20 protein-coding genes are annotated in these 24,647 nt (G+C 70.5%); 4 read left to right on the top strand and 16 right to left on the bottom strand.

Annotated elements, in window-relative coordinates; all coding sequences use genetic code 11:
- Positions 1-3 precede the first annotated feature (3 nt).
- The 8 genes from ACFC8N_RS17705 to pqqA are packed head-to-tail and all read right to left on the bottom strand — an operon-like array spanning position 4 to position 9,870.
- The gene (locus tag ACFC8N_RS17705) at positions 4-2,259 is read right to left on the bottom strand and encodes an alpha-galactosidase (RefSeq protein ID WP_376288701.1); all 2,256 of its coding nucleotides are present in this window, start codon (positions 2,257-2,259) and stop codon (positions 4-6) included.
- Positions 2,256-5,516, bottom strand: coding sequence for a glycosyl hydrolase family 28 protein (locus tag ACFC8N_RS17710; RefSeq protein WP_376288702.1), 3,261 nt, complete (start codon positions 5,514-5,516; stop codon positions 2,256-2,258). The genes ACFC8N_RS17705 and ACFC8N_RS17710 overlap by 4 nt, the downstream gene beginning before the upstream one ends.
- A gap of 12 nt (positions 5,517-5,528) precedes the next feature.
- Entirely contained in the window at positions 5,529-6,326 is a 798-nt protein-coding gene (locus tag ACFC8N_RS17715; protein WP_376288703.1) for a Tat pathway signal sequence domain protein, read from the bottom strand.
- Positions 6,323-7,552, bottom strand: coding sequence for a glycoside hydrolase family 105 protein (locus ACFC8N_RS17720; protein WP_376288704.1), 1,230 nt, complete (start codon positions 7,550-7,552; stop codon positions 6,323-6,325). Before ACFC8N_RS17720 ends, ACFC8N_RS17715 begins: the two co-directional genes overlap by 4 nt.
- Positions 7,549-8,631: a pyrroloquinoline quinone biosynthesis protein PqqE gene (gene pqqE / locus ACFC8N_RS17725; protein WP_376288705.1), complete on the bottom strand. Its 1,083-nt coding sequence runs from the start codon at positions 8,629-8,631 to the stop codon at positions 7,549-7,551. The genes ACFC8N_RS17720 and pqqE overlap by 4 nt, the downstream gene beginning before the upstream one ends.
- Positions 8,628-8,939 (bottom strand): pyrroloquinoline quinone biosynthesis peptide chaperone PqqD, encoded by a 312-nt coding sequence (gene pqqD, locus ACFC8N_RS17730; protein ID WP_356030470.1) that lies wholly within the window; start codon positions 8,937-8,939, stop codon positions 8,628-8,630. Before pqqD ends, pqqE begins: the two co-directional genes overlap by 4 nt.
- Entirely contained in the window at positions 8,936-9,706 is a 771-nt protein-coding gene (pqqC, locus tag ACFC8N_RS17735; RefSeq protein ID WP_376288706.1) for a pyrroloquinoline-quinone synthase PqqC, read from the bottom strand. Before pqqC ends, pqqD begins: the two co-directional genes overlap by 4 nt.
- Complete coding sequence (gene pqqA / locus ACFC8N_RS17740) at positions 9,703-9,870, bottom strand: pyrroloquinoline quinone precursor peptide PqqA (RefSeq protein ID WP_362820457.1); 168 nt, start codon at positions 9,868-9,870, stop codon at positions 9,703-9,705. The genes pqqC and pqqA overlap by 4 nt, the downstream gene beginning before the upstream one ends.
- A gap of 326 nt (positions 9,871-10,196) precedes the next feature.
- Between pqqA and ACFC8N_RS17745 the strand changes: the two genes are divergently transcribed.
- Entirely contained in the window at positions 10,197-11,036 is an 840-nt protein-coding gene (locus tag ACFC8N_RS17745) for an aldo/keto reductase (RefSeq protein WP_362820458.1), read from the top strand.
- Between the two features lie 219 nt (positions 11,037-11,255).
- Here ACFC8N_RS17745 and ACFC8N_RS17750 read toward each other — a convergent pair whose 3' ends face one another.
- Positions 11,256-11,870 carry a hypothetical protein gene (locus ACFC8N_RS17750; RefSeq protein WP_356030474.1) on the bottom strand — a complete coding sequence of 205 codons (615 nt, stop codon included), beginning with the start codon at positions 11,868-11,870 and terminating at the stop codon, positions 11,256-11,258.
- 213 nt (positions 11,871-12,083) lie between these two features.
- Between ACFC8N_RS17750 and ACFC8N_RS17755 the strand changes: the two genes are divergently transcribed.
- Entirely contained in the window at positions 12,084-12,791 is a 708-nt protein-coding gene (locus ACFC8N_RS17755; RefSeq protein ID WP_376288707.1) for a glycoside hydrolase family 75 protein, read from the top strand.
- A gap of 13 nt (positions 12,792-12,804) precedes the next feature.
- On the opposite strand, the gene ACFC8N_RS17760 is transcribed toward ACFC8N_RS17755, so the two are convergent.
- The 4 genes from ACFC8N_RS17760 to ACFC8N_RS17775 all read right to left on the bottom strand — a co-directional run bounded on the left by ACFC8N_RS17760 (position 12,805) and on the right by ACFC8N_RS17775 (position 18,159).
- Complete coding sequence (locus tag ACFC8N_RS17760) at positions 12,805-13,506, bottom strand: SDR family oxidoreductase (protein ID WP_362820460.1); 702 nt, start codon at positions 13,504-13,506, stop codon at positions 12,805-12,807.
- Positions 13,507-13,616: 110 nt separating this feature from the next.
- Complete coding sequence (locus tag ACFC8N_RS17765) at positions 13,617-14,582, bottom strand: class I SAM-dependent methyltransferase (protein WP_376288708.1); 966 nt, start codon at positions 14,580-14,582, stop codon at positions 13,617-13,619.
- Positions 14,583-14,940: 358 nt separating this feature from the next.
- Complete coding sequence (locus tag ACFC8N_RS17770; protein WP_376288709.1) at positions 14,941-16,665, bottom strand: glycoside hydrolase family 6 protein; 1,725 nt, start codon at positions 16,663-16,665, stop codon at positions 14,941-14,943.
- A gap of 30 nt (positions 16,666-16,695) precedes the next feature.
- Positions 16,696-18,159: a cellulase family glycosylhydrolase gene (locus tag ACFC8N_RS17775; protein WP_376288710.1), complete on the bottom strand. Its 1,464-nt coding sequence runs from the start codon at positions 18,157-18,159 to the stop codon at positions 16,696-16,698.
- A 276-nt stretch (positions 18,160-18,435) separates the two neighbouring features.
- Between ACFC8N_RS17775 and ACFC8N_RS17780 the strand changes: the two genes are divergently transcribed.
- The gene (locus tag ACFC8N_RS17780) at positions 18,436-21,366 is read left to right on the top strand and encodes a glycoside hydrolase family 48 protein (RefSeq protein ID WP_376288711.1); all 2,931 of its coding nucleotides are present in this window, start codon (positions 18,436-18,438) and stop codon (positions 21,364-21,366) included.
- A gap of 98 nt (positions 21,367-21,464) precedes the next feature.
- Here ACFC8N_RS17780 and ACFC8N_RS17785 read toward each other — a convergent pair whose 3' ends face one another.
- From ACFC8N_RS17785 to ACFC8N_RS17795, 3 genes are read right to left on the bottom strand one after another with little or no spacing between them, the layout of a single operon-like run.
- Positions 21,465-22,235, bottom strand: coding sequence for a class I SAM-dependent methyltransferase (locus ACFC8N_RS17785; protein WP_376288712.1), 771 nt, complete (start codon positions 22,233-22,235; stop codon positions 21,465-21,467).
- Positions 22,236-22,240: 5 nt separating this feature from the next.
- Entirely contained in the window at positions 22,241-22,546 is a 306-nt protein-coding gene (locus ACFC8N_RS17790) for a 4a-hydroxytetrahydrobiopterin dehydratase (protein WP_376288713.1), read from the bottom strand.
- A gap of 47 nt (positions 22,547-22,593) precedes the next feature.
- The gene (locus tag ACFC8N_RS17795; protein WP_376288714.1) at positions 22,594-23,706 is read right to left on the bottom strand and encodes an ADP-ribosylglycohydrolase family protein; all 1,113 of its coding nucleotides are present in this window, start codon (positions 23,704-23,706) and stop codon (positions 22,594-22,596) included.
- Between the two features lie 31 nt (positions 23,707-23,737).
- Here ACFC8N_RS17795 and ACFC8N_RS17800 point away from each other — a divergent pair, with 31 nt between their 5' ends.
- Positions 23,738-24,604: a helix-turn-helix domain-containing protein gene (locus ACFC8N_RS17800; RefSeq protein WP_376288715.1), complete on the top strand. Its 867-nt coding sequence runs from the start codon at positions 23,738-23,740 to the stop codon at positions 24,602-24,604.
- Positions 24,605-24,647: the final 43 nt, after the last annotated feature.

The following is a 24,647-nucleotide window of genomic DNA, read 5'->3' on the forward strand; positions in this document are numbered from 1 at the left end:
CCTTCAGCCCGTGTACCGGGTGAAGATCTTGAGGTAGTCGTACGGCTGCTGCGACACGCCGCTGCACGCGTCGCCGTCGGTGCCCGGGCCGCAGGGGCGGTCGCGGTTGGCGGACCAGTAGGTCAGGCGGGCGATGTGGTGCTGTTGGGCGTAGGCGAGCATGGTGCGGAAGTCGGCGGTGCGGACGAGCTCGCCGGAGTCGTCGGTCTTTCCGTTCATGGACGACAGACCGATGTGGGCGTAGGCGGTGGCGTCGTCGTAGCCGTAGGCGGCTTTGACGCGGGCCTTGAGGCCGTCCATGGCCCGGGTGGTGAGGGTGCCCATGGTCGTGGTGCCGCCGCCGAAGTCGAACGGCATGATGCACCAGACGTCGTTCTGCAGGCCCGACCTGGCGGCCCGCTGGATCATGTCGACGCCGGTGGCGTCGGGGCCGGTCGTGGCGGTGCCGAAGGTGATGACCGTCTTCAGGCCGGGGTTGTTCGCCTTCACCGTCTTCAGGGCGTCGATGACACGCTGGCGTACGGTGGCGTTCGACCACTCGGTGTTCTCGATGTCGATGTCGATCGCGTGCAGACGGTATGCAGTGATCAGTTTTTGGTATGCAGTCGCCAGCGCCCCGGCGCTCGCACACTTCTCGCCCAACTTCGCGCCGCTCCAGCCGCCGACGGAGACGATGACATCGCCGCCTGCGGACCGTATACGGTCGACCGTCGACTGATCACTGCCTCCGGTCAACGGTCGACTGCCGTCCCACTTCGGGTTGCAGGTGCCGTCGGACAGGACGAACGCGAGCGTGAACCACTTCACGCCGGTAGCCGACATCACCTTCGTCGGGTCGGGCGGATTCCCCCAGCCCAGGTACTCGTACGGGGCGACGGCCATGCCAGGTGCGGCTGCGGTGGCGGCCGGCCGGGCCGAGCCCGTGGGCCGTACCCGGATCAGGCGGGTCTCCCCCGGTCGCAGGGTCGCGCTGTAGGAGCCGGTGATGGTCCCCGGGTGGGCGCCGGACCACAGGTCGGTGACGTCGCCGGAGCCGGTGAAGCCGATCCGGGACCAGTCCACCGAGACGGTGGCGGAGCCGGAAGTGGCGGTGTTGAACAGGGCGACCGCGTAGGAGCCGTCGCTCTCGCGTTTGCTCCAGACCTGCTGGGAGCCGCTGTCGACCACGCGTTTCGCGGCGACGCCGTCCTGGTCGACGCCGATCAGCCGGTCGTTGGTGAGCATGGCCTTGTCGACCGGGTCGAGGTGGGTGAGGTCGGTGCCGAGCAGCAGCGGGGCCGCCGCCATCGACCACAGGGTGAACTGGGAGCGGCGCTGGTCGGCGGTGAGTCCGGCCCGGTCGCCGTTGCCGATCTCCAGGGAGTCGAGGTCGTTCCAGCCGCCGGGGCCGGCGTAGGGCTGCCAGGCGGCGGCCGAGTCGAAGCGGCGCGCGACGTGGGTCCAGTCGGTGAGGGGGTAGCCGCTGCCGTTCGGGCCCGGGCCGCAGTAGCACTCGACGTCGCCCTGGGTGCGCCAGCTGTTGGCGAGGGTGCGCCAGGTGCCGGCGTGGTCGATGGGGAGGTTGTTGGACAGGGCGAAGGTGATGGGGCGGCCGGTGGCGCGCAGGGCCTTGTCCCAGGCCTGGACGTCGGGGATGTCCTGGCTGCCCACGCCGTCGATCTTCAGGTAGTCCACGCCCCACGAGGCGAACTGCCGGGCCCAGGAGTTCACGAACTCCTGCGCGCCCGGCTTGGTGTAGTCGAGGGCGTACATGTTCTTGCAGTTGTAGTTCTTCTCGGTCGTCGAGGTATCGGCGATGTCCTTGGCGTGGTACGGCGTGCCTTCGACGGGGGTGTTCTTCAGGACGGCGTTCTTGGCGATGCCGGGGGTGACGTAGAAGCCGAACTTCAGGCCCTTCGCGTGCACATGGTCGGCGACGGCCTTGATGCCGTGCGGGAACGTGGCGGGGTCGGCGCTCCAGCGGCCGTACCCGTCGACGGTGAATCCGTTGCTGTCGCACTTCTGCCAGAAGTCGTCGAGGTTGACCTGAACGAAGCCGTGCCGGGCGAGGCCCGAGGAGGCCAGGGCGTCGGCCTGGGCCTCGATCGTGGCCTCGGTGGGATGACGGCGTACGAAGCTCCAGCTGCTCCAGCCCATGGCGGGCCGGACCGACTGGCCGTTGTCGGAGGCGGCCGCGGGGTGGGCGGCTCCCGTGAGCGGTACGGCGGCGGCGATGAGCAGTCCGGCCGCCACCGTTGTGAGTGCTCTGAAGCGGGTCATGGGCGTCGTCCCCTGTTCACGGCGGGGGTGGCGTAGGAGGTGCCGATCCAGGCCTCGTCGATCCGCAGCTGCCGGTAATGGGTGGTGTCGGTGGCGGCGGCCCAGGTGGAGTCGACCTCGATGCGGACGTAGCGGGCGGTGCCGGCGGGCAGGTCGATGCTCTGCACGCCGCGGGCGCTGGGGAGTTGGCCGGTGGTCACGGCGCTGCCCCAGTGGGTGCCGTCGCTGCTCAGGTACACCTTGTACGCCTTGATGCGCGCCGACTGTTCGGTGGCGGAGCGGGCGTAGGCGACGGAGTCCTCGCGCTGGTTGAGCCCGAGGTAGCGGACCTTTTGGGCCGAGTGGAGGTCGAAGGTGAGGGTGACGGGCAGGGTCGTGTCGTTGTCCCAGTAGGTGAGGTAGTTGCCGTCGCCGGCGGCGGAGGCGGGGTGGCCGCTCGCGGAGGTGCTCGCGGTGACGGTGGTGCCGGTCGCGATGCCCTGGCGGCCCGCGGTGATCACCTTGAGGACGGTGTCGTACGGGTCCCAGCCGCCGAGGCCGGTGAGGGTGAGCGTGCCGTCGGACTGCGACCACGCGACGGCTTTGCCGGTGCGGAGGTTGGTGACCGAGGCGATGCGGTAGCCGTTGTCGCGGATGCGCAGGGTGGAGGTGCTGGGCGGGGTCAGGACGTGGATGTACTGGCGGTTCGGGTCGTCCTTGGCGATGGTGGTGACGCCGTGGGCGCCGTCGTTCCAGTTGCCGGGTGCGAGGCCGCCGTACATGTAGCCGCCGCCCTCGGTGCCGTGCAGGGACTCCCAGATCGGGTCGAGGTAGGCGTTGGCGAAGGTGTTGAAGGCGGCCTGGTTCGCCGGGAATCTGCCGTTGACCTGGGCGGTCTCGGCCATGAGTGCCTTGACGGAGGATCCGGCGTTGGAGACGAGGCGGCCGAGGGTGAGTCCGCGGTCGACGGTGGGGTCGGTGCCGTCGTACCACCAGGCGCCGGTGGACGGCAGCTTGAAGTCGGCCTCCGTGAGGCGGGGTTGGGCGGTGTATACAGCCTGCGGGTAATCGTACGCAGGCGTCATTCCCGTCTTCTGCTCATTGCTGATCATGTCCATGATCGGCGTGTCTTCGTTGTTGTTGCTGAGGGTGTAGTTGGGGCGCTTCTGGTAGATCTGCTGGTAGAGGTTGTGGCTCAGCCAGTAGTCGTTGTCGTTGTCGATCCAGAAGCCGCCGAGGTCCGGGTAGCGGTCCATGACCTCGAAGAAGTTGTCGTACGAGAACTCGCCGAAGCCGTCGCGGGTGGTCAGGTCGACCTGCTTGCCCTTGTAGGCGGAGTAGGCGGCGGAGTCGAGCCATTCGTGGCCGCCGTCGCCGTGCCACTGCGGGTCGTCGGTCATGTAGAGGATGACCTTCATGCCCTTGGCCTTGGCGGCCGTGATGAGTTCACCGAGGAAGTCCCGCTTGGTGGAGCAGGAGCCGGGGATCTTCGAGGGCCAGGGGCGGGCGTAGCCGAGCCGGCTGTGGAAGGTCGCCAGTACGAGGTATTGCGTATGCAGTTTTCTGGCTTCGTTCACCCAGTAGTCCGGCGTCCAGCCGCCGGCGATGACGTCCTTCTCCCAGGCGGCGCAGTCTGTGTGGGCGGGGGCGGTGCGCAGTCCCCAGTGCAGGAAGAGGCCGCCGACGGAGGCGCGCAGGAAGGCCTGGCGGGGGTTCTCCAGGTCCAGCGGGCGGGCGGGTGTGCCGCAGTCCTGGCTCGATCCGCTCGCCGAGACGCGCAAGGCGGCGCCGGTGGTGGAGTGACTGTCGGCCAGGCAGTAGCCCGTGACGTTCTGGAGGCCGATGTCGTGCGGTGATCTGCTGCCCTTCTGGGCGGTGAAGCGGGTCAGCCGGACACCGCTCGCCGCGTTCGCGATGACGGCGGGGCGGCCGTCGTCGGCGGTATACCGCACACTGCTGTCGGTGAACTGTATATCGTCGACATTGTGCAGGTACCAGCCGTATGCCGGCCGGGTCCCGATGCTCTTCGGGTTGTAGTCACCCGGGTCGTTGCTCGGCACGCCCGTCGACATGGTGCCGTTGCCGCCCGGGACCGTGACGTTGACGTTGGTGAAGGTGACCCCGGTGATCCGGTGGCCGTTCTCGCCCCACAGGGTCGGGCTGAACGAGGGAGTGTTGCCGGTGGCGGTGATGTTGTCGTACGTGACATCGCTGATCGAGCCGACACCGGGGCTGCCACCGCACCGTTTTCGTGTGCCGATCTTCTCCATGATCGGGGAGTGGACGTCGGTCATGGTGATGTCGCGGTAGTGGACGTCGGAGATCTTCGCGCCGTCCATGGAGACCATGCCGAGGCCGGACTTGTCGGCGCCCTCGATGCGGATCTTCTCGAACTGGTAGTCCGAGAAGTCGCCGCAGGTCTCCGAGCCGAACATCAGGGCGTTGCAGCAGCGCGCCGAGAGCACCGAACCGCTCACTCGCACATGGCCGTTGGGGAGCTTGGCGCCGAGGGCGTAGTCGCTCTTGAAGACGAGGGCGTCGTCGTTGGCGGAGATGTGTGCGCCCGTGATCGTCACGTTCGTGGTGGAGATGACGTTCCAGCCGTCACGGTCGCTCGCGGTGTCGATGGTCAGCCGGTCGGAGACGACGTTCGTGCAGCCGTTGATCAGGGCGGCGAAGTGGCCGCCGCGGCGCAGTGTGAGGCCGTCGCCGAGGCGCAGTCCGTCACAGCGGGTCAGGGAGAGGATCTTGTCGGCCTGGCCGGACTGGGGGTTGCCGGTGATCAGGTGGCCCGCGCCGTCGATGACGCCGTCGCCGGTGAAGCCGATGTCGGTGAGCTTGTCGCCATAGATCATCGCGTCGTGGAAGTGGCTGTGCCCGAAGTCCTGGTACTTGTCGTTCGGGTTGGCCTCGGGCGGGTCGTAGGTGCCCGCCGAGGAGCCCTGGAGGGTGGCGCCCTTGTCGAGCTGGAGCGTCACATGGCTCTTCATATGGATGGTGTTCTCGGACCGGTAGGTGCCGGCCGGGAAGCGGACGGTGCCGCCGCCGGCCGCGGCCGCGGCGGTGACGGCCTTGTCGACGGCGGGGGTGTCGTTGGCGCTGCCGTCGCCCTTGGCGCCGAAGGCGCGTACGTCGTACACGGCCGCGGGGCGGGGGGCTGCGGGCTGCGGGGCCGCGAGGGCGGCGGGGTGGGTAAGGCCGAGGACCACGGCGAGGGCGGCGAGGAGGATCGCCGCCGCCCTTCTGGCGTGGCCGGGCCCGGCGGGATGGGGTGTCAACGGACCGCTCCTCTAGGAGAGTTGGTAGCCGCGCAGGTTCGTGAGCAGGAGGTAGGTGTCCTCCAGGGAGCCCGAGGTGTCGCCGAGGGAGCGGTAGATGCCCCACTTGGGGCGCACCCGGTCGGCGAGGAACGTGTCGACGCCGGACTTCGTCCTGTCGATGACCGTCGTGGAGCCGCTCTTGAGGATCCAGCGGACGGAACCGGCCGTGCCGTTGCCGACCTTGATCTGGAAGTCGACGTCGGTCCACGTGTCGTGCAGCGGGTCGAGGCCGGTGCTGCCGACGAGGATGTCGTCGGTGGCGAGCCGGAGTTCGATGGTCTGCGTGCCGTTCGTGCGGCGCAGCGACTGCACGACGATCGGCGAGGTGCCGCTGCCGGGCTGCTTCATCTGCATGATGTGCGTGAAGGTGGTGGTCGCCTTGAGGGTGCTGGGGATGTACATCGAGTAGGTGATCCGCCAGGTCTGGCCCTCGGTCCACTTCAGGTAGCTGTCCGGGCCGGTGCGCAGGCCGGTGGCCTCCTGGCGCTGGCGGTCGGTGGAGGTGTCGCGGTCGACGGTGTGGATGTTGAAGCGCCAGTTGTCGCCGGTGGCGAAGATGTGCGGGTGGCCGGCCGGGTGGGAGTGGGCGCGGTCGTCCTCGACGGTCTCGAAGGCGCCGAGTCCGTCGGTGCGCGCCGACGGCGACCACTTCAACTGCCAGGAGGCGGCATGGGCCACGGTTGCGGGCAGGCCGGGCGGCAGTCCGGTCGCGGCCGCCGCGGCACCGCCGAGCGCGGCACCCAACACGACCCTCCTGGACGTGCTCATGACATACCACCGTCCTCACGCAGTTGCTCGTTCATGATCAGGAAGGCGCCGAGCCCGTGGAAGTCGTTGACGGCCCGAGGACGGGCGGCATAGTAGGCATAGTCGCCGACGTTGGTGCCGACGGAGATGTCGGACAGGGCGGTACGGCCGTCCGTACCGAGCGACAGCCGGGCCAGCACTCCCTGGTAGCCGCGCCGGGCCACGGACCTGAAGTGCCCGTCCAAATATCCCTGTTGGGCGCCTCGGTCGAGGGCGTAGGCGAACATGCTGGAGCAGGACGTCTCGGTCCAGTTGTCCGGCCGGTCCCCTTTGTCGATCACCTGGAACCATCGCCCGGACGCCGGGTCCTGGTACTTCTCCAGGGCGGAGGCCAACGTACGGAAAATGCTGAGCAGTTGGGGGCGGTACTGCTGGTTCGCGGGGATCGCGTCCAGGACGTTCACCGTCGCCATGGCGTACCAGCCGACGGCCCGGCACCAGTGCTCGGGGGCGAGTCCGGTGGCCGGATCGGCCCAGCTCGCCGACCTCGACTCGTCGTAGGCGTGCCGGAGCAGGCCGCTTGCGACCTGGAGGTGATGGCCGTAGACGTACAGCTGCCGCGCGGCCTCGCCGTTCGTGTACGCGCCGTCATGGAACTCCTGGCCGTACTCGACCAGGAACGGGTTCACCATGTAGGCGCCGTCCGCCCAGAGTTGGTGGGCCCGGCTGCTGGTGTCGGCGTGCCAGAAGCCGCCGTCGGAGGTGCGCGGATAGGTGTTCAGGCGGTCGCGGATCTTCTGGGCGGCCTTGCGATAGCGGTCCTGGCCGGTCTCGTGGTGCAGGATCACCAGCAGCCGGCCCGCCTGCATGCTGTCCAGGCTGTCGAACGACTGGCCGATGCCACCGTCGGCGCTCACGAACCGGTCGACGTAGGCCTGGATGTACGACAGCAGGCGGGGGTCGTGGGTGCGCCGGTAGACGAGGTACTGGCCGTAGAGGTACAGGCCCACCGGGTACGACCAGCCGCCGATGGTCTGCGGGGTGTAGCGCGCCATGGTGGAGTCGACGACGGCCGTGGACCAGTCGCGGGCCGCGGCCGGACGGGAGGAGGGGACGGCGGCACGGAGGGAGGGGGCGGTGGTGGGCGGAGCGGCGGCCGCCGGGGGGACGGCGGCGGGCAGCACCGCGAGGGCGGCCGTGGCGAGCGCGGCGGTGCTCAGCGCCGCGCGCAGGCGTCGGCGTCTCATGATCCTCCTTCTCGGTAGGCGTACGCGCTCCGGTGCGCGGCGGGGCCGTGCACCAGGGCGTGGACGAGGGGGTGGTCCGGGGCGTGCCGGCAGGCGGGGTCGGCGCGGGCGGGATCGCCGGTCAGGGCGTGGGCCTGGCAGCGGCAGCCGCCGTGGTCGACCGTGCGCAGGGCGCAGCCTCGGCACGGTTCGGGCATCCAGGCCTCGCCCCGGAAGGCGTTGAAGGCCTTCGACTCCCGCCAGATCCAGGCCAGTTCACGGTCCTTCACGTTCGGCGGGTCAAGTCCGGGCAGGGCGCCGGCGGCCGGGCAGGGCAGCACCGTGCCGTCCGGAGAGACGGTCAGGGAGACGGCTCCCCAGCCGCCCATGCAGGGTTTCGCGGTGGCGTCCACGAGATCGGCGGCGACCCACACCAACTCCAGCGTGTCTCCCAGCCGTTCACGCCAGCGGGCAACACGGGTGCGGGCACGCTCGGTCTGGGCGGGCGTCGGCAGCAGGGCGGTGCGGTTGCGGGCCGCCCAGCCGTGGTACTGGGTGTTGGCCAGCTCGATCCGGTCGGCGCCCCAGTCGACGGCGAGCCGCACCAGGTCGTCGAGAGCGTCCAGGTTGCCGTGGTGGAGAACGACGTTCAGGCCCAGGGGAAGCCCGGCCTCGCGCACCAGGCGGGCGGCACGCTCCTTGGCCGCGAACGACCGTGCCCCCGCGACGCGTTCGGCGGCCACGGGATCCGCGTGCTGCACCGACAGCTGCACGCTGCGCAGCCCGGCCCGGGTCAGTGCGGCCAGCCGCCGCTCGCCGAGTCCCACGCCGCTCGTGACGAGCTGGGTGTAGAGGCCGGCGCCGTCCGCGGCGGACACCAGGTCCGGCAGGTCGCGCCGGAGCAGCGGTTCACCGCCGGACAGATGGGTGTGGACGACTCCGAGGGCACCCGCCTGCCGGAACACCTCCGACCACTGCCCGGTGGTCAACTCTGCTGACCGGCCGACCAGTTCGATGGGATTCGAGCAATAGCCGCAGCGCAGCGGACAGGCGTGGGTGAGTTCGGCGAGCAGGGCCCAGGGAGGGGCCGCGGCGGTCATCCGAGCCAGCCCTCCTTCCGTAACCGGTCGAGGAACACGGGGACTTCGGCGGCGACGGGTGCGTCCGGATGACGTGCCGTCAGTTCGGCGACGACGGTGTCCACGTTCCGGACGCCGTCGCACAGCCGCAGTACCTCGCCCGCGCCGCCGTCGAGCACCACCACCCGCTCCGGCAGCAGCAACAGATCCGCGCCCCGCACCCGGTCGCGCCGCAGCAGCACTCCCCGGGCAAGGACCGGCCGCCAGGGCGCGATGGGCGACACCGGCGCGGGCGACTCCGGAACGGGCGACACCGGCACGGGCGTCATGCCCCGCACCTGTCCGCCGAAGCCGACGAGTCCGCCGTACCCGTCGCGCCCGCCATGCCCGTCACGTCCACCGCGTCCAGCAGCGCCCACAGCACCTCGCACTTGAACTCCAGGGCGGAGACGGCCCGTTGCTGCTCGTCCGGGGTGCGGGCGCGGGCCAGGACCAGGGCGAGGGCCTGTTCGGCGTCGCGGGCGCCCTGGGTGACGCGGGTGCGGAAGTAGGCGAGGCCCGCCGGGTCGATCCACGGGTAGTGGCGTTCGAAAGCGGCGGTGCGGGTGCGCATCAGGTCCGGGGCGGACAGCTCGGTCAGGGAGGCGGCGACGGCGTCGAGCACCGGGCGCCGCCGGCAGAAGTCGACGTATGCCTCCACCGCGAACCGCACTCCGGGCGGCACCCGGGACGCGTCGAGAAGTTCCTCGCGGTCGAGCCCGGCCGCCTCGCCGAGTCGCAGCCAGCGCTCGATACCGCCCCCCGCACTGTCGGTACCGTCCTGGTCGTGGATGCGGCGCAGCCAGGCGCGGCGGTCCTCGGGCCGCTCCAGAGCGGCGAGGATCAGCGCGTCCTTGACGGGGATGTGCCGCTGGTAGTGGAAGCGGGCGGCGATCCAGCGGCGCAGTTCGGCGGGGGTCAGTTCGCCGCGGTGCATCCGCTGATTGAAGGGGTGCCGGTCGTGGTAGCGCGCCCTGGTGACCGCGCGCAGCCGCTCGGTGAACTCGGCGGCCGGCCAGGGGGCGCGGCCGTCGGGTTCCGGTGCCGCCGCGGTCATGCGGCCGGGGGCGGCTCGGGCGCGCGGCGGTCGGCGAGCGCGTAGGCGGTCACCTCCAGCGCGGTCTCCACCACACGGTAACCAGGGCTTCGCCAGACCTTTTCATCCGATGTCTGCGGGGTGAGGAGGTCCGTCCGGAGGGACAGGGAAGGGCTCTCGTTCATGGGTGCGTACTCGCTTTCCCGAGGTGGGGGAACTCATCAGGGAAGGCCACTGAGGGCAGGGCGGAGTCGACGGCCAGGTCAGGGCAGGTTCACGTACATGCACCGGGTTCATCGACACGTCCGCTGGCGCGATACAGAGTCGCGGGACGATGCGCCGCGGTCAATGGTCCGGACCGAAAACGTCGGATGCGTTTCCGGCCAATCTCCGTCGCAGACGCTGACTCGCCGGTCAGTTTCGCCGGATTCCGCGGTCAGGAATGCGGCACGGCCGTTGATCGTTGACGATGGACGTACCACCTGTCGACAACCGAAGGATCACGAGGCTCGTGAGCAGCAAGGTCCCCCCGATCATCCTCAACAACGGCATCGAGATGCCCCAGCTGGGCTTCGGCGTCTGGCAGGTGCCGGACGACGATGCCGAGCGGGCCGTCACCACGGCGCTCGCGGCCGGGTACCGCAGCATCGACACCGCCGCGATCTACGGCAACGAGGAGGGCACCGGCAAGGCCCTCGCCGCCTCCGGCGTCCCCCGCGAGGAACTCTTCGTCACCACCAAGCTCTGGAACGCCGACCAGGGGTACGACGCCACGCTCCGCGCGTTCGACACCTCGCTGGCGAAGCTGGGCCTCGACCACGTGGACCTGTACCTGATCCACTGGCCGCTGCCGTCCCGCGACACCTACGTCGACACCTACCGGGCGCTCGAAAAGCTCTACGCCGACAAGCGCGTGCGCGCCATCGGCGTGTCCAACTTCCTTCCCGAGCACCTGGAGCGGCTGATCGCCGAGACCTCCGTCATCCCGGCGGTCAACCAGATCGAGCTGCACCCGCACCTCCAGCAGCACGCCGCCCGCGCGTTCCACGCGGAGCAGGGCATCGCGACCGAGGCCTGGTCGCCGCTCGGCCAGGGCAAGGGACTGCTGGAGGTGCCGGCGATCGTCGCGATCGCGCAAAAGCACGGCCGCACCCCCGCCCAGGTCGTGCTGCGCTGGCACGTCCAGCTGGGCACCATCGTGATCCCGAAGTCCGTGACGCCGTCCCGGATCAAGGAGAACATCGAGGTCTTCGACTTCAGCCTGGACGACGAGGACCTCGCGGCGATCAGCGCGCTCAACGAGGACCGGCGCATCGGCCCTGACCCGGCCACCTTCGACTACGTGGGCTGAGCCGCTTCGCCCGGACCGACAGCGGGCTCCGGCCCGCCGGACAACGCCGCGCACACCACGGCCGTCCGCCCCGCCCACCGGCGGGACGGGCGGCCGTACGCCGTCCACCCGCCGTCCGCGACCGCCGCGGCCACCTCGCCCGCGGTCGTGGACCGTTCCCGTGAGCCGCTCCCGTGAGCCGCTCCCGTACGCCGTTCCCGGGACCGTGCGCCCCGTCGTTCAGTCGGTCCGCACGTCCGCGTGGACGATCTCGAACTCCTCCAGGGCGACGACGTCGACGTGCGCCTTGACCACGCTCTCGTGCCGGATGAGTGCCTGCCCGGCCCGGGACCCGTCCAGTGCGGCACGGTCGGCGAAGAGCACCCCGACCAGGCCCCGGCCGCGCACGCGGTCCAGGAAGAGCGCGGCCCCGGCGAATCCGGGCAACACCTCCAGCCGGGGCAGCACTCCCGCGTGGAAGGTGTCGAAGACCAGGTCCGCGTCCGCCGGCGCGAACTCCAGCCGGGTCAGCCGCATGCCGCCGCCGGTGAGCGGCCGGTGTCCGACAGGGAAGACCGTGGCCTCGTAGTTCTCGACCGCGACGGTCCCGGCGAAGGGATGCAGCAGCGCCGGGCGCCGCTCGCGCATCACCGCGTCGCTGTGGTCACGCGCCTCGGCCGACTCCCACCAGCTGACCGAGAACAGGGTGCCGAGACCCCGGTCGACGAAGACGCCCGCACCCAGGAAACCTGGGCGTTCCTCCAGCAGATCGTGCCCCTGCGTGTTCAGGGTCCGGATGGCCGTGCCCAGCTGTGCCGGATTGCCGGTCGCGTACACCGTGCGGACGAACAACATGCGTCCCACCTCCCGGAGCCGTGACCGTGCCGGGCCGACGGCGGCAGACATAAGAGTACAAAGCGGTCTCCTCAGTCTTGCCGTGAGCGCAAATCACCGCAATACGCACAGGTTTCGGGAGTTCGCAACCCGAGGGTTGACGGGGACATGCGGATGGGGCCACGGTGTACGGCACCCGGTAAGGAAACTTTCCTAACAGAAGGGTCCCCCACAGTGCGCTTTCGAACGCTGACCCTCACCGCGGCCTCCGGGGCCGCCCTGCTCGCCGCGGGTGTGCTCCCCGCGCACGCGTCCGCCGTCCCGTCAGCGAGGACCGCGCCCACGTCCGCCCAGGAGGGCTCGGTCAGCGCGGCCGACCTGCTCGCCAAGGTGACGTCCTGTTCGCAGATATCGAACGGCAAGTACAAGACGGACGAGGAGACGTCGGCCACCGTCCCCGTGTGCGGCAAGAACGGCGCGGTGTTCTGGAAGGCCGACATGGACATCGACTGCGACGGCCAGACCACCACCAACTGCAACAAGAACCGCGACCCCTGGTACCAGAACGACACCGCCTTCCACCAGTCCGACGGCAAGCCCCTGACGGCGGAGTCGCTCCCCTACATCGTGGTGCCCAGCTCCAGCAGTATCTGGAACTACTCCAGCGCCGGCATCAAGGGCGGCGGCGTGGTCGCCGTCATCTACGACAACAAGGTGGAGTACGCCGTCGTCGGCGACACCGGCCCCACGAAGATCATCGGCGAGGCCTCGTACGCCACCGCCAAGGCACTCGGCATCGACCCCGACCCGAAGACCGGCGGGGCCGACTCCGGCGTGACCTACATCCTGTTCAAGAACTCCAAGGTCTCCCCCATCGAGAGCCACAGCGCGGCCGTCTCACTCGGGGACCAGCTGGCCAAGCAGTTCCTCGCCAACAACTGACGTGCCGCATACGTCAGTTGGGCTGCCCCAGCGGGCGTACGACCACGGTGTTGACGTCGACCCCGGCCGGCTGCCGGATCGCCCAGACGACCGAGTCGGCGATCTGGTCGGCGGTCAGGAGCTGCCCCGGGGGCAGGCTGCCGAGGCCGTCCCAGAACGGGGTCTCCACCCGGCCGGGGGCGACCAGCGTCACCCCGATCCCGAACTCCGTGACCTGGCGCCGGGTGTTCTCGGCGAGCCCGGTGACCGCCCACTTGGTGGCGCCGTAGAGATTGCCGGGAGTGTTCACGAACCCGGCGACGCTGCCGATGAGGACGATCCGCCCGCGGCTCTCCTTCAGCGCCTCGACCGAGGCGCGGATGAGCAGGGCCGGGCCGAGGACGTTGGTGAGGACCATCTCGGTCCAGCCGGCCGGGTCGCCGTCGGCGACGGAGTCGTGGGTGGCGAAGCCGGCGTTGGCGACGACGGTATCCAGTCGACCGTATGCCTTGAGCGTACGGTCGACAGCATTCTGTATATCGTCGAATGTCGACGCATTACCGGCGATTGTCTGCAGTTCCTCAGGCCGGCCGAGCTCGTCGGCGAAGTCCCGCAGCCGGGATTCCGTACGACCGGTGACGGTGACGCGGTGTCCGGCGGCCAGCAGCTGCCGGGCGACGGCGGCGCCGATGCCGGTGGCGCCGCCGGTGATGAGTGCGACCGGAGAGTCGTTCACGGGTTCCCCCTGTATGTCGGTGACGCGAGGGAGTCCATCACGTGGAGCGCGCTCGAAGTCAACTTCCCGCATCCGAGTGGGAATCCGCCGCTTTCCGGCGCACCCCCCGCCTACGCCGGCCGTACCGCCCGGTGCACCGTGTGGGCCGCGAGGACGAACACGTCGGGGCGGCGTTGGACGCTGCCCGGGTCGGCGGGGTCGAGGAGCCGGTCGAGGGTGGCGCGGTCCTCGGCGTCCAGGGCCTCGGCATGGAGGTCCCGGGCGCGGGACAGCATGGTGACCACGAAGGTGCGGGCCTTCTCGGGGAGGGGGGCGGGCAGGTCGAGCAGGAAGCTGCGGGTACCGGTGTGCTTCAGGCCGGCGGCGGTCAGCAGGGCGGGCCAGTCCTCGGTATCGGCGACCGCGCCGGGGAGTTCGGCGCGCATCTCGGCGAAGCGGTCCTCCTGGAGGGCGTCGAGGCGGGTCTGGAGTCCGGGGCGGCCGAAGCCGAGGTCGCGGGGCAGAAAGCGGGGAGCCAGACCGCCCTCCAGAATGGCCAGTGCGCCGCCGGGAGCGAGCCGCGCGCCGAACGCGGCGAGTGCGGCCTTCTGGTCGCCGAGGTGGTGCAGGCTGCGGCTGGCCCACAGCAGGTCCACCGGATACTCCAACTCGCCCAGTACGTCCGGGAGTTCGCCGACCAGGGTGTCGAATCGGTCGGCTACCCCCTCGCGGGCGGCGCGGGCGCGGGCGCGCTCCAGCAACGGGGCCGAGCCGTCGGCGGCGACCACCCGGGCGCCGGGGAACTCCCGCGCGAACAGGCAGGCGATCACCCCGGGGCCACTGCCCGCGTCCACGATCAGACCGGGCTCCGTCACCTCCTCGCCCAGCCAGGCCAGGGCGCTCTCGTACGCCGGGGCGGCCACCTCGGCCTCCGTCTCCAGATGGGCCGCCATCGCGGCCCAGTCGATGTCGCCGCCGTGGGCGTGGCCCGCGTGGCCCCCGTGAGCCGCGTGACCTCCGTGGGTGTGCTGCCCCTGATGCCCGTCGTGCTGGTGCTGCCCGCCGTGCTCCTGATGTTTGTGGTGCTCCTGTGCCATGGTGTTCAGCCTCTCCTTCGGATGCGGCCAGCCTGCGACGCCGCCCCGCGAGGAGGCCAGTCCTGTTGCCAGTGCCGCAAAAAGATTGCCGATACGGCACAGCGGCGCCGAAAGAAGCCGGGTGTGCGGGGCACAGGGCGATGGCCGCGGCGGCACCGTGGGGTCTCGTGGACGACGAACCGGGCACAGCCGCCGCCGATTCCGGCGGCGCCGTGCGCACTGGAGGGGCGGAGGGGCGTACTCCCCGGTGGAGACGGCGATCCGCCGGGGTCTCGGCCGCCCGTAGACGGTGGGACCCCGGCGGACGTTCACCGCGCCGGTGAGAAGAGACCGGTTACGGCAGCTGTTACGCGACCGGTTACGGCAGCGGCGGGTAGGCGTTCTGCATCAGCTGCTGGAACTCGGCGGAGAACCAGTGTCCGGACAGCGGCGCGTTCGGCAGCGCGCCCGACATGTTGTTGTTGTTGCGGGCGTTGCCCGTGTACGTCGGGTCGCACATCCGGTCGAAGCCCTTGCCCTCATTGTTCGGGATGGCGGTGCTGGAGCCGTCGGACTCCCCCGGGGGCTTCATCCACACGTAGGCGTCGATCCCGGGGGCCGGGCTCGCCTGCGGGCGCTCGCCGAGGCCGGCTCCGGCCTGGTTGCACCAGTTGCCGACGTGGATGCGGCGGTCGTAGCGGCCGCCGTCGACGTAGGCGTCGACGCTGGTCCTCGGGCCCGGTCCGGTCGGGCGGGCGGAGCCGCCCCAGCCGTTGCGGGAGGTGTCGATCAGCATGCCGATGTTCGAGTTGAACCCGACCGAGACCAGCTCGGTGCGGAAGGCCTGGGCGAAGGACAGCTCGTCGGCGTACCGGTTCCAGTCGACCCACTTGGACTGGCGGACCGAGGTGCCGTTCACGGTGTCGTTGATCGCGAAGTTGTCCTCCTTCAGGGCGCTGTAGTTGGCGGTGTTGGTGATGAAGCCCTGGACATCGTCGACCGTCGCGCCGGAGGTGGTGGCCGCCTGCTTGAACACGTTCGCGGCGGCGGCGAAGTTGTCGTCCCAGCCGAGCCAGCCGTGGTGGCCGGCGTCGAGGTAGTTGTAGACGTTCGGGATGGCGCCGAGCTTGGCGAGGGCGTAGCCGACGCCCTTCACGTAGTTGCCGTTGGCGAGCATGGTGTCGCACTGGGGTGTGGCGGTCGCGCGGCTGCCGGTGTTGGTGACGAGGTTGGGCAGCGAGTCGAGCTCGATCGTGGTGACGATCCGCAGCGAGGCGTACTTGGGGTCGGCGAGGATCGCGGCGATCGGGTCGATGAACTGGCTCTCGTACTTTCCGATGTCGTCCGGGCCGAGTTCGCCGTTGGAGGCGAGGGCGGAGCAGTCGCGGCCGGGCAGGTCGTAGACGACCAGTTGGACGACCTCCTGGCCGCTGCCCTTCTGTGCGAGGGCGGCGTCGAGGTGGTCGCGCAGGCTCATGCCGCCGTTGTCGCCGTTGATCGCGGCGATGTGGTCGAGCCAGACGCCGGTCGGCTCGTTGGAGACGCGGGTGCCGCCTGGCTCGGCGGCCGCCTTGGCCGACCACTCCGGGTTCACGTACACCTTGGCGCCGTCGTACGGGTTGTCGACGCGGGTGCCGCTGCCGCCGGTGCCGCCGCCCGTGCCGCCTCCCCCGCCGGTGCCGTCGTCGACGTTGCAGGTGACGCCGTCGAGGGTGAAGGTGGTGGGCAAGGTGTCGGTGCCGCTGTAGGTGCCGTTGAAGCCGAAGCTGATCGAGGAGCCGGTGGCGAGTGTGCCGTTGTAGCTCTCGTTGGTGGCGGTGACGTCGCTGCCGCTCTGGCTGATCTGCGCGTTCCAGCCGCTGGTGACCTTCTGGTCACCAGCGTACGACCATTTCACCGCCCAACTCGACTTGGTCGCCACGTTGTTGGTGACGGTCACGGCGGCGGTGAAGCCGGTGTCCCACTGGTTCTGCACCGTGTAGGCGACGGTGCAGGGGATCGCGTCGGCCGCGGCGTGGGCCGCGGTGGTGGTGGTGAGTGCCGTCCCGGAGGCGCCGGCGACCAGCGCCAGGGCGGCGAGTAACGGTGTTCTGGTACGACTCATGTGTGCGGGTTCCTTCTTCCGTGGTGGGTGTTACGGGTTGAGGGCGCGCAGGTGGTCGCGCAGTCCGATGCCGTAGGCGGTGGGTGTGCCGTCGTAGGCGGAGATCAGGGACGGCCCCGAGGAGCAGTCCCAGGTGTTCCAGGCCCAGCCCAGATAGGACAGGTTCCGGTCGTCGAACCACTTCATGACCTGGTCGGTGAAGCCGTGCGCGCAGGTGTTCTCACCGATCTCCCCGGCGACCAGCGGCACCTGGGCCGCGACCGGGGCGAGGGTGGAGTTCCAGCAGCTCTCGTTCGCGCAGGTGTTGAAGTTGTAGCCGTGGTAGGCGGCGGCGAGATTGCCTACAGGATCCTGTGGTCTGTATGCGGTCCACTGGCTGAGGTCGTTCGCATACGCCAGACCGCCGGCCATGATGACGTTCGTGGATCCGGCGTTCCGGATACTGTCGACGAGATCCTGCATACCGGCGACCGCGTACGGGATCCCGGGGCAGCTCCCGCCGTCCCGCCAGCACTTCCAGGCGTCGGTCGTGCTGGTGGTCGCCCGGTCCGGGTACGGCTCGTTGAACAGGTCGTACACGGGTGCCGGGTCGTCCTTGAAGGTGCTCGCCACCGATGCCCAGAACGGCGGGCTGTACTGCGCGTCGGGCATGGGCTTCTGGCAGGTGGCGTGGACGTCGGAGCAGCCGGCGGAGTTTCCGGTGTACTGGCCGTAGGTCCAGTGCAGGTCGAGGATCGGGGTCATGCCGTGGGCCTCGACGCGGGCCACCAGGTCCTTGACGGCGTTGATGTAGTTGGCGCCGCCGTACTCGGGCTTGATGTTCGAAAGACCGAGCCAGCATTCCTCGTTGAGCGGGATGCGGACGGCGTCGGCCTTCCAGTCGGCGATCGCCTTGATCGCGGCGTCGTCCACCGGGCCGTCCCAGATGCCGCGGCCCTGCACGCACATGAACTCGCCGCCGGAGCGGTTGACGCCGAGCAGCCGGTGGGTCGCACCGGAGGCGTCCTCCAACTCGGTGCCGGAGACATGGAGGGCGGGTGCCGTGCCGGTCGTGGGCGGCGGCGAGGTCGGCGGCTCGGGATCGACGTTGCAGGTCGTACCGTTGAGCGTGAACGCCGTGGGTGCGGTGTTGCCGCCCGACCAGTCGGCGAGGAAGCCGGCGGTGACGCTGGCGCCGGTGCCGAGGGAGGCGTTCCAGGTCTCGCTCGCCGCGGTCACGGTGGTGCCGGACTGGGACCATGCGGCGTTCCAGCCCTGGGTGACCTTCTGGCCGTCGGCGAAGTCGAAGGACATCCGCCAACTGCCCAGCGCTGCTTGGTTGTTGGTGACTTTCACGGAGCCCTGGAAGCCGCCCGCCCACTGGTTGGTGACCGTGTACTCCACCGTGCACGCGGGTGTGGCTCCCTGGGCCGACAGGGCCGGGGCGACGGCGCTCGCGATGAGCGCGGTCGCCCCGGCGGCGGCTAAAAGTACTGAACGCGGGGGGTGTCGCATGAGCGACTCCTTGCAGTGGCGCGCGCCGTGACCGGCGCGTCGACTGACAGGAACCGCTCCCACTGGTGCGATGGAAGGTAGCGCCAACTGGCCATGATGCCCAGGGGAGTTGCTGACTTTTCCTCAAGGCTTTCCGTCGAATCTTTTCGACTCTTCGAGCACCTTGACCGTTCACAGGGTCGTCCCCACTATGGGAGCGCTCCCACTGGTTCAAGCCTTGACTTCTTCCCGAGCCGCAAGCCGCATGTCGCGAGTCGCCAAAGGAGGAACCAGCACATGGATCCCGGACGCAGACCCAGACGCAGAAACAGAGCCGTGCGGCGGTGGTGGACCGCCGTGGCGGCCGCGTTCGCCCTGCCCCTGTCGATGCTCGCCGCCGGCGCGACGACCGCGCACGCGGCGTCCGTGCGGTGCAGCGTCGACTACACGACCAACGACTGGGGTTCCGGCTTCACCGCCGCCCTCACGATCACCAACCGCGGCACCGACCCGATCGACGGCTGGACGCTGTCGTACGCCTACTCCGGCGATCAGAAGCTGACGAACGGCTGGAACGGCACCTGGTCCCAGTCCGGCGGGACGGTTTCCGTGCAGAGCGCGTCGTACAACGCCGCCATCGCCGCAGGCGCCGCCGTCACCACCGGCGCGCAGTTCACCTACAGCGGCACCAACACCGCCCCCACCTCCTTCTCGGTCAACGGCACGACCTGCGCCGGTGCGCACCAGCCGCCGGTCACGGTGCTGACCAGCCCGAGCGCGGGCGCGGTGTACACGCGAGGGGACGCGATCCCGCTGGCCGCGACCGCGGCGGCCGCCGACGGCGCGACGATCGACAAGGTGGAGTTCTACGACGACACCACGCTCCTGGGGACGGACACGAGCGCGCCGTTCACGCTGTCCGTCTCCGATCTGCCCGTGGGCAGTCATTCGCTGGTGGCGAAGGCGTACGACAGCACGGGCGCCTCGGCCGAGTCCACGCCGGTCGGCGTTACTGTCGCCTCAGGACCCTCCGTGGTGGCCTCGCCGTCCCAACTCGGCGTCCAGCAGGGCACGTCGGGGACGTTCGGGGTGAAGCTGTCGACGCAGCCGGGCACGGACGTGACGGTGAGCGTGGCCCGCACGGGCGGCAACACCGGCCTGTCCGTGAGCGGAGGCTCCTCCCTGACGTTCACGCCGTCGAACTGGGACACCGCTCAGCCGGTCACCGTCTCGGCGGACTCCTCCGGCACCGGATCCGCGACCTTCACCGCCTCGGCGAACGGCCACGCGGGGGCCACGGTCACCGTGACGGAACTGGCGGCGGCGAAGACGTACGACGCGCGCTTCCTGGATCTGTACGGGAAGATCACCGATCCCGCAAACGGTTACTTCTCTCCTCAGGGCATCCCGTACCACTCGGTGGAGACACTGATCGTCGAGGCCCCGGACTACGGCCACGAGACCACGTCGGAGGCCTGGAGCTACCTGCTCTGGCTCCAGGCGATGTACGGCAAGGTCACCGGTGACTGGTCGAAGTTCAACGGCGCGTGGACGCTCATGGAGAAGTACATGATCCCCACGCACGCCGACCAGCCGGCGAACTCCTTCTACAACGCCTCCAAGCCGGCGACGTACGCGCCCGAGGAGGACACTCCGGACCAGTATCCGGCGAAGCTGGACACGTCGGTGTCCGTGGGATCGGATCCGATCGCCGGTGAACTGAAGACTGCATACGGTACGGACGATGTATACGGTATGCACTGGATCGAGGACGTCGACAACGTCTACGGCTACGGCGACACACCCGGCGGCACCTGCGAGGGCGGCCCGACGGCGAGCGGGCCGTCGTATCTGAACACCTTCCAGCGCGGGCCGCAGGAGTCGGTCTGGGAGACGGTCCCACAGCCGACCTGCGACGCCTTCAAGTACGGCGGAAAGAACGGCTACCTGGACCTGTTCACCGGCGACAACTCCTACGCGAAGCAGTGGAAGTACACCGACGCCCCGGACGCGGACGCCCGCGCGGTGCAGGCGGCGTACTGGGCGGACGTGTGGGCCAAGGCGCAGGGTAAGGGCGGTGAGGTGTCCGCGACGGTCGCCAAGGCCGCGAAGATGGGCGACTACCTGCGGTACGCGATGTACGACAAGTACTTCAAGAAGATCGGCACCTGTGTGGGGCCCTCGACCTGCGCGGCCGGCACCGGCAAGGACGCCTCGCACTATCTGCTGTCCTGGTACTACGCCTGGGGCGGCGCCACCGACCCCAGTGCGGGCTGGGCCTGGCGGATCGGCTCCAGCCATGTCCACGGCGGCTACCAGAACCCCCTGGCCGCCTACGCGCTGAGCAGTTACCCGAACCTGGAGCCCAAATCGGCGACGGGCGCCTCGGACTGGGGAAAGTCGCTCCAGCGGCAGCTGGAGTTCTACCGGTGGCTCCAGTCGTCCGAGGGCGCGATCGCGGGCGGCGCGACCAACAGCTGGCAGGGCCGGTACGCGAGCCCGCCGGCCGGCACGCCGACCTTCTACGGCATGTACTACGACTGGGAGCCGGTCTACCACGACCCGCCGTCCAACCAGTGGTTCGGCTTCCAGGCGTGGTCGATGGAGCGGGTCGCCGAGTACTACCAGCAGACGGGCAACGCCGCCGCGAAGGCGGTCCTCGACAAGTGGGTGAAGTGGGCGCTGTCCCAGACCACGATCAACCCCGACGGCACCTACCGGATCCCCTCGACCCTCCAGTGGTCCGGCCAGCCGGACACCTGGAACCCGTCGAGTCCCGGCGCCAACAGCTCCCTTCACGTCACCGTCGCCGACTACACCGACGACGTCGGCGTGGCGGCGGCGTACGCGAAGACGCTGACGTACTACGGCGCCAAGTCCGGTGACGCGACGGCCAAGTCGACGGCGAAGGCGCTGCTGGACGGCATGTGGAACAACGACCAGGACAGCCTCGGCATCGCCGTCCCCGAGACCCGCGCCGACTACAGCCGGTTCGGCGACAGCGTGTACGTGCCGAGCGGCTGGAGCGGCACCATGCCGAACGGCGACGCGATCAACTCCTCGGCCACCTTCACCTCGCTGCGGTCCTTCTACAAGAACGACCCGGCCTGGTCGAAGATCGAGGCCTACCTCAAGGGCGGCGCCGCGCCCACGTTCACCTATCACCGGTTCTGGGCCGAGGCGGACATCGCCCTGGCCATGGGCTCGTACGCGGAGCTCCTCGAATAGTCCTCGCCGGCGCTCCGCGTGCACGGCCCCGTCGCAGGAGACGGGGGCGACGACGGCCGGGCGGTCCCTCCCGCACAGGGGGCCGCCCGGCCATTCCGTCATGCCCGGACGCCCTCCCCCGCCGACGCCGCCGGTTTGCGGTACGCCCGCACGGCGAACACCGGGTCCGGGCGGGGACGGTCCTGGTCAGGGAGGCGGGCGAGGCGCGCGGCGAACCGCTCGGTGCGCGGCTCGCCCGGCGGCAGCTGGGTGAACCAGCCACGGCGCAGGTCGGCGATGGTGGTGCGCGGGCTGCGGCCCTGGCCGGCGCCGCGGAACACGCCCGCGCCGGCGGGCTCCAGTCCGTGCCGGACGGCGTGCGCGGTGACGGTGGCGGCGGCGTCCTGGGCGGGGCGGCGCGGGCGGCCGGCGAGGACGGTGTCGATGTCGCTGCCGACGTCGTGCGCGTCGGCCTTGTCGACGGTGGTGACGTAGACCCCGCCGGGCCGCAGCACGCGGGCGCACTCGGCCACGATCGCGCGGACGTCCCCGGCGTCGTCCAGCAGGTGCAGCAGCCAGACGCTGGTGACCGCGTCGAAGGTGCCGGTGGGGAAGGGCAGGCGGCGGCTGTCGGCGCGGACGACGGCGCCCGGGAGTCTCGCCCCGGCCTTGCGGACCATCTCGGCGGTGAGGTCGGCGCCGGTCACCCGCAATGCGGGGCGGTCGGCGGCCAGCCGGCGGGTGAGGATGCCGGTGCCGCAGGCCACGTCGAGGAGCCGGCCCGGCCCCTCGGGGATCAGACCGAGCACCGTTTCGGCGGCGGCGTGGGCACGGGCCTCGCCGCCGCGGGACGCGTCGTACGCGTCGGCTTCCTTGTCGTAGTCGAGCACGTTTCTCAGTGTGCGCCGTGACCTGGGGCGATGTCCTCCACCCTGCGGGCGAGTGCGAAGTCCTTCTCGGTGACGGCGCCGCCCGCGCTGTGTGTGTGCACGGTGAGGGAGACGGTGTGGTAGCCGAGAGTGAGGTCGGAGTGGTGGTCCAGCTCGTCCTGGACCGCGGCGATGTGCATGACCAGCGCCGCCGCCGCGACGTGCGACCCGAGCCGGTAGGAGCGGGCGAGCTTGTCCCCGTCCAGCGACCAGCCGGGCAGCTCCGCGAGCCGGTCCTCGATCTCCTTCTGGGACAGCGGTTGAACGGCCATGGCGTTCGGCTCCCTTCGCGTCGGCGGTTCTCGTTCAGCCTGCCACGTCAGGCCCGTGCGCACTCCGCCGCCAGGTCGTCGGCGAGGGCCGCGATCCGGTGGCGGCCCTCCACCCGGGCGACCCAGTCGTGCGGCAGACCGGTGTCGCCGTGCAGCGCGCCGAGGAGGTTGCCGCAGATCGAGCCGGTGGAGTCGCTGTCGCCCGAGTGGTTGACGGCGAGCAGCAGCGCCCGCTCGACGTCGGGCTCGGCGAGCGCGCAGTACACGCCGATGGCGAGGGCCTCCTCGGCGACCCAGCCCGCGCCGAGGGACTCGGTCTTCTCGGCGGTCGGTGCCCCGTCGTCGGCGAGGTCGAGGGCGGCGCGCAGGGCGGCCGTGGTCTCCGTGTGGCCGCGGTGCCGCTCCAGCAGCCGCAGTGTGCGCAGCACCGCTCCTTCCAGCGAGTCCCCGGCGAGCAGGTGCGCGACGATCGCGGCGAGCGCGCCGGCCGCGTAGTAGCCGGTGGGGTGGCCGTGGGTGATCTGGGCGCCGCGCGCCGCCATGGCGAAGGCCGCGTCGGCGGGGGCCGCGAGGCCGAAGGGGGCCGAGCGCATGACCGTGCCGCAGCCCTTGGAGTCGGGGTTGACCTGGCCCGGTGTGCCGTCGAGCGGGAGCGCGGGGTCGGGCGCGTACATCTGGGCGACGCCGGACAGGCAGGCGTTCCCGGGCGCGCGGCGGGAGTACAGCCAGGCCTCGCCGACCAGTCCGGCGGGCGGCGGTGTGCCGGGCTGCTGCGGCACGGGCTGGTCGGGGCCGGGCTTGGACTGGGTCTCCAGCCAGCGCTCGTAGGCCTGGCGCAGCAGCAGTGGCCAGGCGCCGCCGATGCCCTTGTCGCGCTGCCGTGCGTGCGCCTGGATCAGGGCCTCGACGGTGAACAGGGTCATCTGGGTGTCGTCGCTGATCAGCCCGACCGCTCCGTGCGCGCCGGGTACGAGGCCGGTGACGCCGCGCGGACCGTGCGCGGCGCGGATGCGGTCCAGTGAGGAGAACTCCACGGGGTAGCCGAGGGCGTCACCGAGCGCACCGCCGAGGAGGCAGCCGCGCACCCTGGCCCGGTGGACGGCCGCGGCCTGGAGGGACGGGGACCGCCACGTCGTGTGCCACAGCTCGTTCGTGCTCAACTGAAGCAGCTCCTCGACTACGGTCGGACGTATGACCATTGTCGCTTCCGGTCCTTCCGCGTCCGCCACCGCCCCCGTCGCCGTCACCGCCGCCGACAAGGGCGTCGGCCCGCTGCTGCGCGCCTGGCGGGAGCGGCGCCGGGTCTCGCAGCTGGAGCTGGCGCTGCGCGCCGACTCGTCGGCGCGGCACATCAGTTTCGTCGAGACCGGCCGGTCGCGGCCGAGCGAGGAGATGGTGCTGCGACTCGCCGAGCATCTGGACGTGCCGGTGCGCGAGCGCAACTCCCTGCTGCTGGCGGCCGGTTACGCCCCGCACTACCCGGAGACCCCGCTGGACGACCCGGCGCTGGACGCGCTGCGGGCCGGCCTGGAACACCTCATCCAGTGCTACGAGCCCTACCCCGCGCTGGTGGTCGACGCCTGCTACACGGTCGTGGCCGCGAACCGGGGCATCGCGATGCTGCTGGACGGGGTGCCGGAGAAGCTGCTGGCACCGGCGCCGAACGCGATGCGGCTGACCCTGCACCCCCAGGGGCTGGCGCCGCGCATCCGCAACCTGCGTGCCTGGCGCGGGCATCTGCTGGAGCAGATGGAGCGGCAGATCGCCCTGCAGCGCTCGGAGCGGCTGCGCGCCCTGTACGAGGAGGTGGCGGGCTACCCGGTGCCCGAGAGCGCGCGGGGCGACGTCGAAGACGGCGGGGACGGTGAACCGGCGGACCCGGTCGCGTACTTCGCGCTGCCGTTGCGTATCGAGCACGACGGCCGGATCCTGTCGTTCGTGTCGTCGATCTCCACCTTCAACACGCCGATGGACGTCACGGTCGCCGAACTCGCCATCGAGACGTTCCTGCCCGCGGATCCGGCCACCGCCAAGTACCTGCACACGATGGCCGGTTGACCGCCCATACCAGTCCCCTGCCTGCCCCTACCACGCTTCTCCC

The sequence above is a fragment of the Streptomyces sp. NPDC055966 genome (genome assembly GCF_042269865.1).
GTDB lineage: Bacteria > Actinomycetota > Actinomycetes > Streptomycetales > Streptomycetaceae > Streptomyces.

Coding starts and splice junctions, on each gene's coding strand:
- ACFC8N_RS17705 (WP_376288701.1), bottom strand. CDS start 2,259: ATGACCCGCTTCAGAGCACTCACAACGGTGGCGGCCGGACTGCTCATC.
- ACFC8N_RS17715 (WP_376288703.1), bottom strand. CDS start 6,326: ATGAGCACGTCCAGGAGGGTCGTGTTGGGTGCCGCGCTCGGCGGTGCC.
- ACFC8N_RS17720 (WP_376288704.1), bottom strand. CDS start 7,552: ATGAGACGCCGACGCCTGCGCGCGGCGCTGAGCACCGCCGCGCTCGCC.
- pqqE (WP_376288705.1), bottom strand. CDS start 8,631: ATGACCGCCGCGGCCCCTCCCTGGGCCCTGCTCGCCGAACTCACCCAC.
- pqqD (WP_356030470.1), bottom strand. CDS start 8,939: ATGACGCCCGTGCCGGTGTCGCCCGTTCCGGAGTCGCCCGCGCCGGTG.
- pqqC (WP_376288706.1), bottom strand. CDS start 9,706: ATGACCGCGGCGGCACCGGAACCCGACGGCCGCGCCCCCTGGCCGGCC.
- pqqA (WP_362820457.1), bottom strand. CDS start 9,870: ATGAACGAGAGCCCTTCCCTGTCCCTCCGGACGGACCTCCTCACCCCG.
- ACFC8N_RS17750 (WP_356030474.1), bottom strand. CDS start 11,870: ATGTTGTTCGTCCGCACGGTGTACGCGACCGGCAATCCGGCACAGCTG.
- ACFC8N_RS17765 (WP_376288708.1), bottom strand. CDS start 14,582: ATGGCACAGGAGCACCACAAACATCAGGAGCACGGCGGGCAGCACCAG.
- ACFC8N_RS17770 (WP_376288709.1), bottom strand. CDS start 16,665: ATGAGTCGTACCAGAACACCGTTACTCGCCGCCCTGGCGCTGGTCGCC.
- ACFC8N_RS17775 (WP_376288710.1), bottom strand. CDS start 18,159: ATGCGACACCCCCCGCGTTCAGTACTTTTAGCCGCCGCCGGGGCGACC.
- ACFC8N_RS17780 (WP_376288711.1), top strand. CDS start 18,436: ATGGATCCCGGACGCAGACCCAGACGCAGAAACAGAGCCGTGCGGCGG.
- ACFC8N_RS17790 (WP_376288713.1), bottom strand. CDS start 22,546: ATGGCCGTTCAACCGCTGTCCCAGAAGGAGATCGAGGACCGGCTCGCG.
- ACFC8N_RS17800 (WP_376288715.1), top strand. CDS start 23,738: ATGACCATTGTCGCTTCCGGTCCTTCCGCGTCCGCCACCGCCCCCGTC.